At 46.7% G+C, this 16,949-nt stretch carries 13 protein-coding genes; 2 read left to right on the top strand and 11 right to left on the bottom strand.

Going from position 1 to position 16,949, the window contains the following annotated elements:
• Positions 1–32: 32 nt before the first annotated feature.
• From V7Q13_RS00420 to V7Q13_RS00390, 7 genes are all read right to left on the bottom strand, one after another.
• Positions 33–1,211 (bottom strand): cbb3-type cytochrome c oxidase N-terminal domain-containing protein, encoded by a 1,179-nt coding sequence (locus V7Q13_RS00420; protein ID WP_333798708.1) that lies wholly within the window; start codon positions 1,209–1,211, stop codon positions 33–35.
• A 29-nt stretch (positions 1,212–1,240) separates the two neighbouring features.
• Positions 1,241–1,402: a CcoQ/FixQ family Cbb3-type cytochrome c oxidase assembly chaperone gene (locus V7Q13_RS00415; protein WP_333798707.1), complete on the bottom strand. Its 162-nt coding sequence runs from the start codon at positions 1,400–1,402 to the stop codon at positions 1,241–1,243.
• Positions 1,403–1,408: 6 nt separating this feature from the next.
• The gene (gene ccoN, locus V7Q13_RS00410; RefSeq protein WP_333798706.1) at positions 1,409–3,547 is read right to left on the bottom strand and encodes a cytochrome-c oxidase, cbb3-type subunit I; all 2,139 of its coding nucleotides are present in this window, start codon (positions 3,545–3,547) and stop codon (positions 1,409–1,411) included.
• Positions 3,548–3,558: 11 nt separating this feature from the next.
• The gene (gene ccoS, locus V7Q13_RS00405) at positions 3,559–3,714 is read right to left on the bottom strand and encodes a cbb3-type cytochrome oxidase assembly protein CcoS (RefSeq protein WP_333798705.1); all 156 of its coding nucleotides are present in this window, start codon (positions 3,712–3,714) and stop codon (positions 3,559–3,561) included.
• A gap of 189 nt (positions 3,715–3,903) precedes the next feature.
• Positions 3,904–6,324, bottom strand: a complete 2,421-nt coding sequence (locus V7Q13_RS00400) for a heavy metal translocating P-type ATPase (RefSeq protein ID WP_333798704.1) — start codon at positions 6,322–6,324, stop codon at positions 3,904–3,906.
• Positions 6,325–6,446: 122 nt separating this feature from the next.
• Positions 6,447–6,956 carry a hypothetical protein gene (locus V7Q13_RS00395; RefSeq protein WP_333798703.1) on the bottom strand — a complete coding sequence of 170 codons (510 nt, stop codon included), beginning with the start codon at positions 6,954–6,956 and terminating at the stop codon, positions 6,447–6,449.
• A gap of 170 nt (positions 6,957–7,126) precedes the next feature.
• A complete protein-coding gene (locus V7Q13_RS00390) occupies positions 7,127–7,834 on the bottom strand; it encodes a Crp/Fnr family transcriptional regulator (protein ID WP_333798702.1) in 708 nt (235 codons plus the stop codon).
• A gap of 199 nt (positions 7,835–8,033) precedes the next feature.
• On the opposite strand from V7Q13_RS00390, the gene V7Q13_RS00385 reads away from it, so the two are divergent.
• Positions 8,034–8,813, top strand: coding sequence for an enoyl-CoA hydratase/isomerase family protein (locus V7Q13_RS00385; RefSeq protein WP_333798701.1), 780 nt, complete (start codon positions 8,034–8,036; stop codon positions 8,811–8,813).
• Here V7Q13_RS00385 and V7Q13_RS00380 read toward each other — a convergent pair.
• The gene (locus tag V7Q13_RS00380; RefSeq protein WP_333798700.1) at positions 8,810–9,574 is read right to left on the bottom strand and encodes a TatD family hydrolase; all 765 of its coding nucleotides are present in this window, start codon (positions 9,572–9,574) and stop codon (positions 8,810–8,812) included. The genes V7Q13_RS00385 and V7Q13_RS00380 overlap by 4 nt on opposite strands.
• A gap of 135 nt (positions 9,575–9,709) precedes the next feature.
• Here V7Q13_RS00380 and V7Q13_RS00375 point away from each other — a divergent pair, with 135 nt between their 5' ends.
• Positions 9,710–10,636, top strand: coding sequence for a hypothetical protein (locus V7Q13_RS00375; RefSeq protein ID WP_333798699.1), 927 nt, complete (start codon positions 9,710–9,712; stop codon positions 10,634–10,636).
• A 55-nt stretch (positions 10,637–10,691) separates the two neighbouring features.
• On the opposite strand, the gene V7Q13_RS00370 is transcribed toward V7Q13_RS00375, so the two are convergent.
• From V7Q13_RS00370 to secA, 3 genes are all read right to left on the bottom strand, one after another.
• On the bottom strand, positions 10,692–11,735 hold the full coding sequence (locus V7Q13_RS00370; protein ID WP_333798698.1) for a D-glucuronyl C5-epimerase family protein: 1,044 nt from the start codon (positions 11,733–11,735) through the stop codon (positions 10,692–10,694).
• 22 nt (positions 11,736–11,757) lie between these two features.
• Positions 11,758–13,419, bottom strand: coding sequence for a DNA repair protein RecN (gene recN / locus V7Q13_RS00365; protein ID WP_333798697.1), 1,662 nt, complete (start codon positions 13,417–13,419; stop codon positions 11,758–11,760).
• A gap of 192 nt (positions 13,420–13,611) precedes the next feature.
• Positions 13,612–16,932 carry a preprotein translocase subunit SecA gene (gene secA, locus V7Q13_RS00360; protein WP_333798696.1) on the bottom strand — a complete coding sequence of 1,107 codons (3,321 nt, stop codon included), beginning with the start codon at positions 16,930–16,932 and terminating at the stop codon, positions 13,612–13,614.
• Positions 16,933–16,949 lie beyond the last annotated feature (17 nt).

Genomic DNA, 16,949 nt, shown 5'->3' with positions numbered 1-16,949 from the left:
GAATGCCGGCTTGAGGCATTCGTGTGTCAAAGCTATTTAGCAGGAGCTGCGGCAGCCGTGCTATCAGTCACACTGGTTGCACCAGCGGCCTGATTTTCATCATATAATTCTCCTTGAGGCTCTTTGGCATTGGGCGGGTTGGTGCCTTTAAGTGATTTTACATAACTGGCCAGCTGTGCCATTTGCATGGGAGAAAAATCTTCTTTCCAACTACGCATGCCTTTTTCTACCCAACCATATTTAATACTCTTAAATACATCTTTAATATCGCCACCATGTATCCAGTAATTATCGGTAAGGTTTGGCCCAACAGCATTGCCTTCACCGGCGGTGCCGTGGCAGGCTATACAGTTTGCAGCAAACAAAGATTTACCGGAAGCTATGGCACCTGCATCCAGCATCACCACTGAGTTTTCATCTACGTTGCTCGATGTTTTTGCCAGGTATGCTGCCTTCTCTTCTTCGGCTTGCTTCATGGCTATTTGCAGTTCTTCAATTTGCAAAGGCGCAGTGTGAGAAACATGATAACGATACAGATACACAACGGAGAACAAAATGGTGAGTGCAAAAGCGGCAATCCACCATGGTGGAAGTTTATTGTCCAGTTCGCTAATACCATCATAATCATGGCTCAGGTCAATGGCTGCTTCTTCTTCAATCTTAGCCGATTTATTGATTTTGTCCCACCAGCTTACTTTGGGTGCTGCTACTGCATCAACTGTTGCTGCTGTTACTTTTTTCGATTCAATACCAACAAGAAATTTCAACTGATACACCAATACCACCAGAATGATAATTTCTACTGCTATAACCGACACCATCATGTAAAAGGTGAAGGGCGACAAACCGTTGATGCTATTGTCTACTGCAGGTGCAGCTGTAGCAGCAGCATCGGCTGCGGCTTGAGCATTGCCCGTGATGGAAGCCAGCAAACCGGCACCCAGCAACAGTATAACGGTAGCTGCATTGCCGCTGTTTTTTTCGGCACGGGCTTTCCGCAGTTTTGTTCTGAATAAATCGGCGGCATTATTTACCACATTGCCCAGCAGGGCTATGGCTAATGCCAGCATCACCATTATCAGTACCATCACCTGTGCCAGCGGATTGCTGAGGGTGCTGGGTTCTTTGGGTTGCGCTTCTGCTACCTGCGCCAGCAGCAGCATTCCGCCAAACATGGCGAGCCATTTATAATTGAATGTTTTAAGCCTCATATACTAAAGTATTCGATGGGTGAATGATGTTAGTTATCTAATGGCAGTTTACTTTTTTGCTGCCAGCTTTTTTTATCGGCTCCGTACACATAAAATGCAACGCCAATAAAAAAGGTTACAAACAACAGCAAACCGATTAAAGGGTAAATAGACACACCGGTTATGCTCTGCAGATAATTGATAAATTTCATAACTGCTTATTTAATGACTACGGTTTCGTCTTTCACTTTAATGTCTTTACCCAAACGTTGCAAGTAAGCAATCAAAGCAACAATTTCCTTGTTGGGTGCTGTATTGATCTTATCCTTTTTCAAACCATCAGCTATTTGTGCAGCTTGCTTATTCAGGTCGGCTACCGCTATCTGATCGTATCCTGCAGGATATGGCACACCCAATGTTTGCATGGCCCTGATTTTGGCACCGGTTAAGGATGTATCCAAATCATCATCGAGCAACCAGGGATAATTCGGCATCAAACTACCAGGGCTCATCAGCGTTGGCTTCATCATGTGGTTGTAGTGCCAGCTATCAGGATACTTGCCACCAATGCGGTGCAAATCTGGGCCTGTTCTTTTACTACCCCACTGAAATGGGTGATCGTACACAAACTCGCCGGCCTTGCTGTATTCGCCATAGCGGGCCACTTCATCGCGGAAGGGACGCACCATTTGTGAGTGACAGGTATAGCAACCTTCACGAACATAGATGTCACGACCTTCCAACTCCAACGGAGTATATGGTTTTACCGAAGCAATGGTGGGTACGTTTGATTTAATGAGGAATGTAGGAATGAGTTCGAGCAAACCACCAATGGCTACTACTACGAGGCTCACAATCAGCATTTGTACAGGGCGACGCTCAATCCAGGAGTGCCAGAAACTGTAACCGCCATGTGGTACAAAATTCTTTTCGAGTGCAGGTGCTTCGCCATATTCTGTAGGAACGAATTTGCCAGCAGCAATGGTTTTCCAAATGTTTACAACAAGCATAAGGAAACCAATGAAGTACAACGTACCACCTACGCCACGCAAAATGTACATGGGGCGAATGTTGGTTACCGTTTGCAGAAACTGATATTTCAAAGTGCCTTCTGGTGTAAACTCTTTCCACATCAAAGCCTGAGAGAAACCAGCCCAGTACATGGGGATGGCGTAGAGAATTATACCGAGGGTACCAATCCAGAAATGTTGTGCAGCCATCTTCTTGCTATACAAAGGTGTATTCCACAAGCGGGGCACCAAAAAATACAGGGCACCAAAAGTGAGGAAGCCGTTCCAGCCCAACGCACCTACGTGTACGTGTGCAACAGTCCAGTCGGTAAAGTGCGAAATGGCGTTTACGTTTTTCAGGCTCAGCATTGGGCCTTCAAAAGTGCTCATACCATAGCAGGTAAGCGCCACTACAAAAAATTTCAGAATGGGTTCTTCACGTACTTTATCCCAGGCTCCACGCAAGGTCATCAAGCCATTGAGCATACCAGCCCAAGATGGGAAAATGAGCATAACACTAAACACGGTACCGAGGCTCTGTGCCCAATCGGGTAGCGAAGTATATAACAGGTGGTGCGGACCAGCCCAGATGTACAAGAAAATCAACGCCCAAAAGTGTATGATACTCCAACGGTAACTGTATACCGGGCGATTAGCCGCCTTTGGTACAAAGTAATACATCACACCAATGAAAGGCGTGGTAAGGAAAAACGCTACCGCATTGTGACCATACCACCACTGCACCAGCGCATCTTGCACACCTGCATACCAGCTGTAACTTTTTAATGCACTAAAAGGCAGTTCGAAAGAGTTGACAATATGCAACATGGCCACAGTAACCCAGGTGGCTATCCAAAACCAAACAGCTACATACATGTGCCGTTCACGACGCTGAATAATGGTCATGAACATATTAATACCAAACACCACCCAAACAAGTGTAATGGCAATGTCGATGGGCCATTCCAGTTCGGCGTATTCTTTACCCGAAGTGTAGCCTGCCAGCAGTGTAACCGCAGCAGCTACAATAATGGCCTGCCAGCCCCAAAAGTGTATCCAGCCTAGCTTAGGGCTATACATGGATGCCTTCATCAACCGTGGCAATGCATAATAAATGGTCATGTAAATGGCGTTACCTACAAATGCGAAAATCACCGCATTGGTGTGTACCGGCCTTACCCTGCCAAATGTGGTGTAAGCCATGTCGAAGTTGAGTGCAGGAAATGCAATTTGGAATGCAATGAGCAATCCAACGAGCATACCCACCAATCCCCAGATAATGGTTGCGTAGGCAAAGGCTTTTACAAGCCTGTTGTCATAAGCGAATCTCTCAAGTGGTTGTTGCATATTTGATGTAATTAGAGTTTTGTTGTTGGTTGATCGTCGTACAGCATACGCATGGGTGGGCCGTAGCTGTCATCAAACTGACCGCTTTTGGCACTTACTAAAAAGGCTACCAGAAAACCACCTGCTACTAAAATGCTGGCTCCAAGGAGTATAAGTATTACTGCCATCGCTATGCGGATTGATTTACGATTAAAGAGAGTGGTTGGTGGGCTATGGAACGGGGTCAAAACTATTTGGACACACTACGCTGTTGGATGATAGCACTCACTGTGTGCTATGATTTTTGTCATGTTTTAGTCACAACGTGCAATCGAGATACCTTCTCTTTCTCTTTTGCTTCAACAATATAGGTTACTTTAGTTCCTGCGCTGCGTTTTATTGGTAGAACCTAACTTTCTGCGGCCGGTTTCTATACCCAGCCAGGTGATGATGATAATGGATATACTGCTGGATGGCATTAAAATGGCTGCCACCAACGGGCTCATCATTCCCTGAAAAGCAATGGATAAACCCACAACATTGTACAGCAGTGATATGATGAAAGAACCAATCACCACTTTACGGCCACGGTGTGCCATGGCTACAAAGGCATGCAATTTTTCCAGCTTACCGGCATCCAAAATGGCATCGCAACCGGGTGAAAAATTATTGACATCATCCGTAACAGCAATGCCCACATTGGCCACTTTCAACGCACCCGCATCATTGAGGCCATCGCCCACCATCAGTACATACTCACCGTTGAGCTTCAGTGCCTCTATATATGCCAGCTTGTCGGCAGGTGCCTGATTGAATTTTACATCGGCTGGCTTGCCCAGCAATTGCAGAATGTTGTTCTTTTCAGCATCATTGTCGCCACTCAGTACTGCTGTTTTTTTATTGTGCAGCAGTTTTTTCAGCATTTTATCCAATCCATTCCGGTAGTGGTTTTTCAGCAAGAACAGGCCCTGACGACCATCATCCAACTTCCAGGCTACAACAGAAGTATTGCGGTCGAAATGATCTTGCCCCCATACAAACATGGGGCTACCCAGTTTGATGTATTGGTCATTTACCCACGCCTCTACCCCACGGCCTGCATGCTCTTTCACATGTTGCAATGGCTGAGGTTTTACCTGCAGGTATTGTAGCACCGCTTTACTAAGCGGGTGTTGTGTTTGCGCCGCTACCGAAGCCAGCAATTGGCGAAGTTGTTCGTCAAGCGTATCTCCTTTATAGTTAATGTCAAACTGACGGCCATCGGTCAACGTACCAGTTTTGTCGAATACTACCGTAGTAATTTTTACCAACCGCTCTACCACGGCAGCATTGCGTACATACATGCCTGCACGGTCGAATGCCCGTATTACATGCCCGTTGGTAAATGAATTGCTGAGCAGCAAAGTGCAGGGGCATGCTACAATTAAAGCAGTTGTGATGGCTGGCCACATTTTCGTAGGGTCATTTATCCACCAGTAAATGCCTGCAATGGCAGTAAGCGTAAACAGCACCACAGTAAAGTAGCGACTCACCGGATGCACCCACGAATCCTGATTGCTGTCTTCGCTCCGCATACTTTCTTTATTCCACAAATTGGTGAGGTAGCTCTGGCTCACATCTTTCACCAACAGCAGCTCTATTTTACCAGCCATTTGGCGGCCTCCGGCATATATAATTTCGCTGATCTTTTTTTCAACGGGTACACTTTCACCGGTAACAAAACTGTAATCAATAGCTGCTTCGCCCCTTACTAAAATACCATCTGCCGGAATGATTTCGTGGCTATGGATAATAATGCTGTCGCCATTGCGTAATTCGGGCAGTGGCACCGGCACTTCTTTGCCATCCATTAGCTTATTTACGGCTATAGGAAAATAAGAGGTATAATCTCTATCGAAACTCAGTGATTGCTGGGTGCGGTCTTGCAGTATCCGACCAATGAGCATAAAGAACACAATGCCACTCATGCTATCGAGATAGCCGGCACCGGTACCCGAAAAAATTTCGTAGACGCTTCGTGAAAAAGTAATGAGTATGGCCAGCGCAATGGGCGCATCAATATTGAGGAAACGATTTTTTAAACCTGCCCAACCGCTAATGAAAAATTCGGACGCACTATAGAATAAAACGGGCAAACTCAATAACAGGTTGAGGTAGCGAAAAACCGGCGTTAAATCATATGCTTCTTTTACGCCATCGAGCCCAACATATTCCGGAAAGCTCATCATCATAATGTTGCCAAAGCAAAAGCCGGCCACTCCCAGTTTATAAATACGTTCCCGGTTGAAAAGGTTGCGGGGCTTTTTTCCTAAATCGTTAAGGCTGATGTGTGGTTCATAGCCAATGCTGGTAAGGATTTCCGCTACTTTGCGCAATGAAATTTTCTTTTCGTTGAACAGTACCGACACTTCTTTTTTCGGAAAATCGACTCGGCTGTGCGAAATGCCTGCATCCATTTTATACAAATGCTCCAGCAGCCACAGGCAACTGGCGCAGTGCATTTGTGGCAGGTAAAAAATCACTTGCGTTTGTTCGCCATCTGAAAACTGTACCAGCTTTTGACGGATGTCTTCATTTTCCAGAAAGGCAAACTTGTCTTTGCGCACCTGCACCCGCTGGTTAATGCCGGGTTTTTCGGAGCGGTCGTAATAGTCGCAGAGGCCGTGTTGGTTGAGCACCTGATACACAGTTTTACAACCGGCGCAGCAAAAATTTTTATCGTCGTATTGAATAGGCTGTGCGGGCAAATCTTCGCCGCAATGAAAACAGGAAACTTCCGTTTGGGTTGCTGTATCCATAAGTATTGCTGCTGCGTTGGGCTTTTTGTTGTTGTAAAAGAAACAGCCGGTTATAAGGTGCCGGCTGTTTACTGAAGGAACCACTCAACTCTACAGAATGGCTATCAATCGTTAATAGGTATTTAACCGGCCTGCTCCGATGCTTTTTGAATACGGGGCAGCAAAACATTTTCTTTCAGGTAAATGGCTTGTGTAATAAGCTGATCAAGGCTAAACAACTCTTCAAAAAACAGGCGGGTGTCTGTATCCCATTCTGGTTTGAGTATAAAGTTGTTGGCAATGAGGCGAAGCTTTTCTAAGAGGCTGAGAATTTTTTTATTCTTATCCCGAATCATTTGTGCGGGTATCGTTGCTTCTCTGATTCTACCCTTGGCATCGGCCTGTGCTATCAGGGGAAAAAGAATCATGCTGTCATTTCTGATGACTTGTTCCATTTCTTCTTTCAATCGGCCAAACAGCATATGACCAACGCTGAGCTTATCGGGCTCTACATCGGAGTGCTGCATCAGATTCGAATATTCCGCCAAGGTTATCAACGATTGACGGATGGGGGCATAATGCTTTTGTTCTATGTAATGACACAGTTGCGGTGGCGTTAATTCATTCACTTCTACCAGGTGGGATGCCATCATAACAAATAGTTTAGCTTGATACGAAACTATGTTGGCAAAAGCAAGTGCTGCATGACTGCACTCAATTTTCATTATGATTTTTATCAGTTCTGCCTCGGGGTGCTTCAACAAAAAAAGAGAAGCAAAAGCTTCTCTTTTCTATGGCTGGCAAGGCGTTGTATTGTCAGTAGTCAATCATTTAAGTTGGCTACCCTAGATAGTTCACGAACATCTTTAATCGATATTTTTTTACCTGAAAGTTCAATCACTCCTTCCTTATTGAGTTCGCTCAGCAAGCGAATGGCGGTTTCTGTGGCTGTACCAACCAGGTTGGCAATTTCTTCACGGGTAAGTTGTACTGCTATTTGTGTGCTATCAGGCTCGTAACCATAGGTTTCTTTCAAAAAGAGTAGTGTTTCGGCCAGTCTTTCCCGTACAGGCTTTTGCGCCAGGTGGGTCAGCTTTACCTCTGCTTCTCTAAGTTGGTTGCTCAGCAGTTTCATCATTTCAAAACTCAGCGATGAGTCGCTGCGCAAAGTTTTCATGAAAATTTCGCGGGGAATAAAGCACACTTGCGAATCTTCGAGTACAGTGGCTGTGGCATTGTACCGCTCATTTACCAGCATGCTGCGGTAGCCGAGTACATCGCCGTCACGGGCAAGGCGTACAATTTGCTCTTTGCCTTCATCGCCAATAATCGAGAGTTTTATTTTGCCTTTATTCACACAATAAACACCAAATGGATGACCACCTTCATGAAAAATAACCTGACCCTTTTTGTAAACTGAGCACGTTTTAGAATCACTTAAATTTTCTAATGGTTCACCGTGAGTATTGCAAAAAACAGAGCTTTGTCTTTTATCGCAACGGCTACAATCTACGTGCTCGAAAGTCTTCATGGGTTGATGTTTGGTGAATGCTGCTCTTCTGCTTTCAATCAGGCTGGCGCAAAGGAACAGGCAAATCGAATGTTAACCCGCGAAAGTTCATCCTTTCAGTGTAAAAAACAATCAACTGTTTGGTAAAAAACGACGTTAGTTAAACAAAACCTGCCTTTTGTGTCTTCGGCCTGTTGCTGTAGGTTTGAAAAAAAAATTTATGTACCAACAATTGCTTACGGAGATAGCCGAAAATATCCTTACCATCACCATCAACCGGCCCGAAAAACTGAATGCCCTCAACAAGGAAGTAATTACCGAATTGGGGCTGGCGTTGGCAGAAGTGTACACCAATCCAGAAGTAAAAGCAGCCATCATAACCGGTGCGGGTGCCAAGGCATTTGTAGCCGGTGCCGACATCAGCGAATTTGTAGCGTTGGATGCCAGTGCCGGCGCAGCACTTGCACAGCGGGGGCAGGACCTTGTATTTTCAACGATTGAAAATTCGCCTAAACCTATTGTAGCTGCTGTAAATGGTTTTGCACTGGGCGGCGGTTGCGAACTGGCCATGGCCTGTCATTTTCGACTGGCATCAGATAATGCCAAATTTGGCCAGCCCGAAGTAAACCTAGGTTTAATACCCGGCTACGGTGGTACACAGCGTTTGGTGCAACTCATTGGTAAAGGCAAAGCCATGGAACTACTCATGACCGGCAACATGATTAATGCTGCAGAAGCGCAACAATTGGGCTTGGTGAATCATGTAACAACTCCTGAAGATTTGCTTTCTCAAACAAAGGCTTTGTTACAAACCATCATTGCAAAGGCCCCGCTGGCTATTTCCCGCATTATTGATTTGGTCAACACCGCATCGTTTGCGCCAGAAGAAGGCCTGGCAAAAGAAGTCACCCTCTTTGGCGAACTCTTTGATACCGCTGATGCCAAGGAAGGTGCCACGGCATTTTTAGAAAAACGCAAAGCGCAGTTTAGCGGTCATTAGTATTTAAACAATTGCTGTGCATTGGTGGTGGTAGCTGTGGCAATAGCCTCGGCTTCCACACCGTACACCTGTGCCAATGTGCTCACCACATATTGCAGGTAGCTGCTTTCATTACGCTTGCCCCTAAAAGGCACCGGCGTTAAATACGGAGCATCTGTTTCAAGCACAATATGCTCCAGTGGCAGCTTGGCCAGCACCTCTGGCAAGCCGGCATTTTTATACGTAACCACTCCCCCAATGCCCAGCAAAAATCCGAGGTCAATGATTTGTACGGCACTCTCGTAGCTGCCGCTAAAACAATGAAAAATGCCCCTGAGTCCACGGCTTTTATACTGCTTTACCAAATCAATAGTTTCCTGCATGGCATTGCGGGTATGAATAACGATGGGCAGTTCATATTGCAAGGCCATTTCTATTTGCCGGTGAAAGGCATCAACCTGCTCATTGGCAAAGGTTTTATCCCAATAGTAATCGAGACCAATTTCGCCCAACGCTGGAAATGCCCGCTGCTCCAGTTGCCGGGCCACAATCGCCAGCTCATCCAGATAGTTTTCTTTTACCGAACAAGGGTGCAGGCCGGGCATCATGATACACTCAGGAAAAGCCTGCTCCACTTCTTCCATTCGCTGTATTACTTCGCTATCAATACCGGGCATATAAAACCGGGAAACACCAATGGCTTTGGCACGGGCAATCATGTCGGCACGGTCATTATCGAAAGCAGGCTGGTACAAATGAGTATGTGTATCAATAAGCATCATGCGGCGAAAATAAGGCAAACCATTACGGCAGCATTTGGATAGCCCAAGCGTCAAAAAATGTTTTTTATCTTTTTTTTGGCAAAATTTAAACCCTAAAGAAAGCCCTCAGTCCCATTAGCACAAAAACCAATTTAAATGATACGCAAGCCACTGCAACTTGCCCTCGCTGCAACACTGCTTTTTGCCACAGCTACCCTTACCAGCTGTCAGAAACAAATAAACAACGGCACCGAAACTGAAGATGCCAGCACACTCACTTTTGAAGCCACTGAAGACGATGCCGAAGCCGAAGTAACCTTTGGCGATGTAGGCGACCAGGCCATGGGCGCTGATGCCGAAGCCGGCTTGGGACAAATTGAATTGTTTGGTGGCGCCAACACCGGCGGCAACAGCGACCTGCCACTATTGGAAGGCGATGTAACCTACGACCCCAACAATCCCGCCAACCGCTGTTTTACCATTACCGTAGTTCCAAAAGACCCGGGTGTTTTTCCCAAAACCATTACTATTGATTATGGCACTGGCTGCAAAGGCCGCGACGGAAAATTGCGCAGCGGAAAAATCATTACTGTATACAGCAAACCATTGGTAGCACCGGGTGCACAAGCCGTTACCGAATTCAACAATTACTATGTTGATTCAGTAAAAGTGGAGGGACGCCATGTGATTAGAAACAACAGCACATCTGCCGTATTAGTAATGAGCCGACTGGTACAAAATGGCAAACTCACCCGCCCCAACGGTAGCTATGTAAAATGGAATGCTGAGCATACCATTACACAAGTTGCAGGCTTGGGTACTCCACTCTTCCCTCGTGATGACGAATGGAATATTACCGGTGGTGCCCGTGGAGAAACATTCCGCCGCAATATTACCACCACCTGGAGCCGCCAGATTATGGAGCCGCTGCATAAGGCTGCTACCTGCCGCTGGAAAGACAAAGGCGTGGTAAAAGTGACCCGCAACGATCAGACTGCCGTGCTCAACTTTGGCAATGGTACCTGCGATAATAAAGCCACCATTACAAAAGATGGTGTTGTAAAAGAAATCACACTGCGTTAATCCAGCGTCCTGTCTTACCCACAAAAAAACCGGCTCAGTGTTGAGCCGGTTTTTTTTATTTACGGTGCTTTTTCATTTTTCTGCGGATAAATGCTTTTAGCAATGCATAAAAACTGAGCCAGCTTGCCAGTAGCAGGGCCAGCACAATAATCCACGCAGTTTTATTGCCTTCTGTATACATCCGTTGCAGGTAATGCTTTTTCATGGGGGCTGTCCAACGCTGTTGGTATTGCAGATAAATGCTGTCACCCGTAAGCTCAAACAAGGTTTGCATTTGACCCGTAATTACTTTTTTATACTTACGGTCTGCAGGTTTATGCAAATGGTCGTAGTACATGTTGCCGTTGCCAGCATCGTAGAATGGTAAATAGTACCGCAGCGATTGAAGCCCCATTTCTGCTGCAATAGCGGCCATGGTATCTTGCTTTGCATTGCGGTATTGCAGCAATCCAATAATGGTGAAAATGTGCCCGTCGAGAATGCGGGGTGTAGCCACACCCGGAGCTGCAAGCTCTTCGTACCACCAGCCCTGTGGTTCTTGTATGGTAAAGCCACCGCTATCAATAGTACGAAAGCAGCCGTTTACCAATTGCCGGCCAAGTGTGGCATAGCTGGTATCGGGTTGTAATTGCTGCGCTTTAAGTAATACCTGCAACACCATGCCACTCGTCATGCCGCTGGTGTATGGCGCTGGTATAGCGGGGTACCATGCTTGCCGCCATGGGTATGTGTACAATGCTGTATCGCCTTGCACAGTAGCATTGGCCATAAGCCACTGCACACAATGCATGAATGATTTTTTTAGGGCTGCATCTTTTGTAGCCTCATATTGATTAGCATACTCCAATGCATAGTTGGCCACAATGGTAGCGTTGTATTGCTTGCCGGGTGTAATGCCGTTTTCCGTAGCATACACTACGTAGGGTATCCCTTTTTCATCAACAAACTCCGGCGCATAATTAGGAATAGAATCGCCTTTGGCGGCAAACAATAATTTTCGAACAGGTTCTTCCAACGAATCGCCATACTTACCCGCCAGCCAATAAGTAGCCAGTAATGCCAATGGGAGCACCAATATGTAACGAATGATTCTTTTCACGGACGGTTATTTACGCAGTTGCTTACAAAGCGCCCAGCATTTCACGGGCTATTTTGGCAGAAGCTTCGGTATGCTCATTGCCACTCAGCATGTGTGCAATGGTTTGAATCCGTTCATCTGTGCTCAGCACTCTTACCCCTGTTTTAATAGCGTTGTTTTTTTCTTGCTTGTACACAAAGTAATGCGCACCGGCACGGGCTGCAATTTGAGGCTGGTGGGTAATAGCAATCAGCTGGTGCTTTTGCGCCAATGATTGCATGATGATACCGACTTGTCGTGCAGCCTCCCCACTAATGCCTGAGTCAATTTCATCGAAGATTAACGTAGGCATATTTAAGCCACCTGCTACCAAACTTTTTATGCTCAGCATCAGTCGGCTAAGTTCGCCGCCACTCGCTACTTTTTCCAGCGGTTCAAAACGACCGCTTTTGTTGGCATCAAACAAAAACTGAATGGCATCCAAGCCATGCAGTGCCGGAGTAGCCAATGGTTCTAATTTTACTTTTAGCGCTGCATTGGGCATGCCTACTTGTTGCAGCAAAGCTTTTATTGCTGTTTCAAAGTTGGCCAAAGCCTTGCTCCGCAAAGCGGTAAGCTCTTTTCCTGTTTTGCGTACCAATTGCAATGCCGCATCCTGTGCTTGTTGCCATTGCTCAATTTGCTCACTCAAATTGGTAACGGCCTGCAGCGATGCATCCAGCTCCTGCTGAATGGCCAGCAACTCATTTGTAGTAAGTACGTTGTGTTTTTTCAGCAGTTTGTTGCCCATGTTTATCCGGTCCGACAAATGCGCCAGCCGTTCTGCATCCATCTGCACGTTTTCTTCCATGCTTTCCAACTCTGCCGCTATGTCTTTCAGTTCTACCAGGGCCGATTGCAGCCGCTCTTGCAAGGCATCCAACCCTTCAGGACGGGTTTTCAATTGCTGCAATTGTTGCACCACCGTTTTTACCTGTACGGTTACCGGCGCATCGCCATTTTGCATGGTAAAGGCTGCCGAAGCCAGCACCTGCTTGATGCTTTCCGCATTCGACAGTACTTGTATTTCTGTTTCGGCCTCTTCTATCTCATTCGGAGAAAAAGCGGCTTCTTCCAGTTCTGTAAACAGGAAGCGGTGATAGTCGAGTTCTTTACTCACCTGCTGTTGCCGGGCTTGTAGTTGCTGCAACGTACTTTGGGCTTGTGCAAATAACTGGTAGTGTCGCTGATACTGTTGCAGTAGCGTGGCAGTGCCCGCCAGTGCATCAATCACTTTGCGTTGAAAATCGTCTTCACCCAATTCGAGTGTATCAAACTGACGATGCAAATCGACCAATATACCAGCAAACTGGCGCAGCACCTGCAACGTTACCGGCGTATCATTAATAAAACTTCTGCTTTTGCCGGCCGTACTTATTTCGCGGCGTACCACCAGTTGATTGTCTTCATCCAAATCGTTGGCTTGCAACAAAGCCAGCATGGCAGCTTTATCTGTAGGTTGAAAGCTGGCTTCAACCACACATTTTTCTGTGGTGGTAAACAAAACGGCGCTATCGGCACGGTCGCCCAGCACCAAACCAAGGGCACCCATCAAAATACTTTTACCGGCACCGGTTTCACCCGTAATGATGTTGAATCCCGGTTGAAATTCAATCGTCAGCTCATCTATAATGGCATAATTGCGGATATGTAGCTTGCTCAGCATGCTGCGAAAATAGGTAACACGAATTACACGAATTAAGCGAAGGACTCGAATTATGCAAAGGAGTTAAGTATTCTTTGTTCGCCTTTGCGCTTTTGCCCATTCACCAACCGATAAATGACCATTTAACCATTTGACCATAAAAAAGCCGCCTGCAAGTATTGCAAGCGGCTCTTGTGTTGCTTCAGTCGAAGATTATAAATCTCTACCGTGGCACTGTTTGTATTTTTTGCCACTACCACATGGGCATGGATCGTTGCGACCAATTTTTGGACCCACTTGCACAGGCTGCTGTTTTACCGCATGGCCACTGGGATCGTGGTACTCATCGCCGCCAATTTCCTCAACACCGCGGCTATCAAGTTCGGTTTTTTGCTCCCGCAGTTTGCTCAGGTCTGTTTTTTCTTCGCGGCCTTCGCGGATGTCTTGCTGCTGCTCCAGCGGTATACCTGCATGGCAAAGGAATTGTACCAACTCTTTGTTGAGTTCGCTTTCCATGCGGCTAAACAAATTGAAGGCTTCAATTTTATAAATCACCAACGGATCTTTTTGTTCGTAGCTGGCGGTTTGTACGCTTTGCTTCAGGTCGTCCATGGCACGTAGGTGCTCTTTCCACGAATCATCTATCAAACCAAGGGCTACGCTGCGTTCCATAGCATTGGCCAGCTCAGCACCTTGTGTTTGCAGGGTTTTATCGAGGTTGGCCAATACCTGCATGCCTTTGCGACCATCGGTAAATGGTACAATGACATTCATGATATGAGCACCCTGCTGCTGACGAATATTGCTAAATACCGGCAATGCCTGACGAGCTATCTCACCTTTTTTACGCTGATAGTTTTGCATCGCCTCATCGTACAACTTTTGCGCAAGGTCTTTCTCGTTGTCTTTGTCAAACTCCTGCTCCGAAATTTTGGTATCGATAGACAGATTGACGATGGCGCCTAATTTAAAGCCTTCATAATCGTTTTGCTCTTTGAAGCCTGTTACGGTATCGGAAGCAGCGGTAAAAAATGCGTTGTCGATATCCAACGCCAGGCGTTCGCCAAACAGGGCGTGATGACGGCGGGCATAAATCACCTTCCGCTGTTTGTTCATCACATCATCGTATTCCAGCAAACGCTTACGGATACCAAAGTTGTTTTCTTCTACTTTTTTCTGAGCACGTTCGATGCTCTTGGTAATCATGCTGTGCTGTATGACTTCACCTTCTTTGTAGCCCATACGGTCCATGAGCGAAGCAATACGATCGCTACCAAACATCCGCATCAAATCATCTTCGAGGCTTACAAAAAACTGCGATGAACCGGGGTCGCCCTGACGACCGGCACGACCACGCAACTGGCGGTCTACCCGGCGGCTATCGTGGCGTTCGGTACCCAAGATGGCCAAACCTCCGGCATCTTTTACACCAGGTCCGAGTTTGATATCGGTACCACGGCCGGCCATGTTGGTAGCAATGGTAACGTTGCCCGGCATACCTGCTTCGGCTACAATTTGTGCTTCACGGGCATGCTGCTTGGCGTTGAGCACATTGTGCGGAATCTTTTTTACTGTGAGCATCCGGCTAAGCAATTCACTCACTGCTACATCGGTAGTACCAACCAGCACGGGGCGACCTGCAGCACGAAGCTTTTCAATTTCTTCAATTACCGCATTGAATTTTTCCCGCTTGGTTTTGTACACCAAATCTTCTTGATCTTTCCGAATCACATTTACGTTGGTAGGAATGGTTACCACATCCAGTTTGTAAATGTCCCAGAATTCACCGGCTTCCGTTTCCGCTGTACCGGTCATACCGGCCAGCTTGTGGTACATCCGGAAATAGTTTTGCAGTGTTATGGTTGCATAGGTTTGTGTAGCGGCTTCAATCTTCACATTTTCCTTGGCTTCAATGGCTTGGTGCAAGCCATCGCTGTAGCGGCGGCCATCGAGGATACGGCCTGTTTGTTCGTCTACAATTTTTACGGCACCATCCATCACCACATACTCCACATCTTTTTCAAACAGGGTATATGCTTTCAGCAATTGCTGTACAGTATGAATGCGGTCGGCTTTGGCAGAATATTCATTCAGCAGCACTTCTTTTTGCTGCATTTTTTCTTCGGGGGTAGCATCGGCTTTTTCAATGGCTGCCAGCTTCACACTCAGGTCGGGCAGTACAAAAAATTCGGGGTCTTCTGCATTACCGGTGATGTATTGCAAGCCTTTATCTGTAAGGTCTACCTGATTGTTTTTTTCATCGATGTAAAAGAACAATCCCTGGTCCACCTTGGGCATTTCCTTTTGCTGATCGGCGAGGTAGTAGTTCTCGGTTTTCTGCAGTTTTACCTTGATGCCGGGCTCACTCAAAAACTTAATAAGAGCTCCGGTTTTGGGCAAACCACGGTAGGCCCGCATCAGCGCCAATCCACCGTCTTTGGGGTCGTCGTTGCCTTCGGCTATTTTCTTTTTGGCTTCAATAAGGCTGCTGTTCACCACCTTGCGCTGCTCTTCTACCAGCTGCGCCACCCGTGGTTTCAGTAAATGGTATTGTTGTTCATCGCCTTTTGGTACAGGGCCGCTGATGATGAGTGGTGTACGGGCATCGTCAATCAATACGCTGTCCACCTCATCCACCATGGCAAAATGGTGTTTGCGCTGCACCATTTCTTCGGGGCTGTGCACCATGTTATCCCGCAGGTAGTCGAAACCAAATTCGTTGTTGGTACCATAGGTAATATCGGCGAGGTAGGCATTGCGGCGTTCTTCGCTGTTGGGCTGGTGCTTGTCGATGCAATCCACAGTAATACCCAGCCACTCAAATACTGGGCCGTTCCACTCCGAGTCACGACGGGCCAGATAGTCGTTCACCGTTACGAGGTGTACGCCTTCGCCGGCCAATGCGTTGAGGTAGGAAGGCAGGGTACTCACCAGCGTTTTACCTTCGCCGGTGGCCATTTCTGCAATCTTGCCCTGGTGCAGTACAATACCACCAATCAGCTGCACATCGTAGTGCACCATGTTCCAGGTAACGGTTCCACCGGCGGCAGTCCAGGTATTTTGGAAAACGGCGTTCTCTCCTTCTATGGTAATGTATTGCTTACCACGGCCCGCCAGTTGACGGTCGAGTTCGGTAGCTTTGGATACCAGCGTGGTGTTTTCTTTAAACCTGCGGGCTGCTTCTTTAATAGTAGCGAATGCTTCGGGCAGTATCTCTTGCAGCACTTCTTCTATTTGCTTGTCGCGGTCTTTTATCAGTTCGTCTATCTGGCGGTAAATGCCATCTTTCTCCGACAATTGGTCAGTAGGCAATGCCTCGGCTGCTTCTTTTTGGGCCGCTATTTCGGCGTTGATGTTTTCCAGTTTGGCTTTAATACGGGCACGAAAAAGCTGCGTGTTGTGGCGCAGTTCATCGTTGCTGAGCGACTGATATTGCTGGAAAAACTGGTTGATTTTGGCTACCAGCGGTTCAATTTGCTTGACGTCTTTTTCACTTTTACTACCGCCAAAAATTTTCGATAAGAATCCTAACATATAATCGAATTAGTGCC

It is taken from the genome of Phnomibacter sp., from assembly GCF_036803085.1.
Lineage (GTDB): Bacteria > Bacteroidota > Bacteroidia > Chitinophagales > Chitinophagaceae > Phnomibacter.
This window is presented reverse-complemented; position numbering and strand designations above follow the sequence as displayed.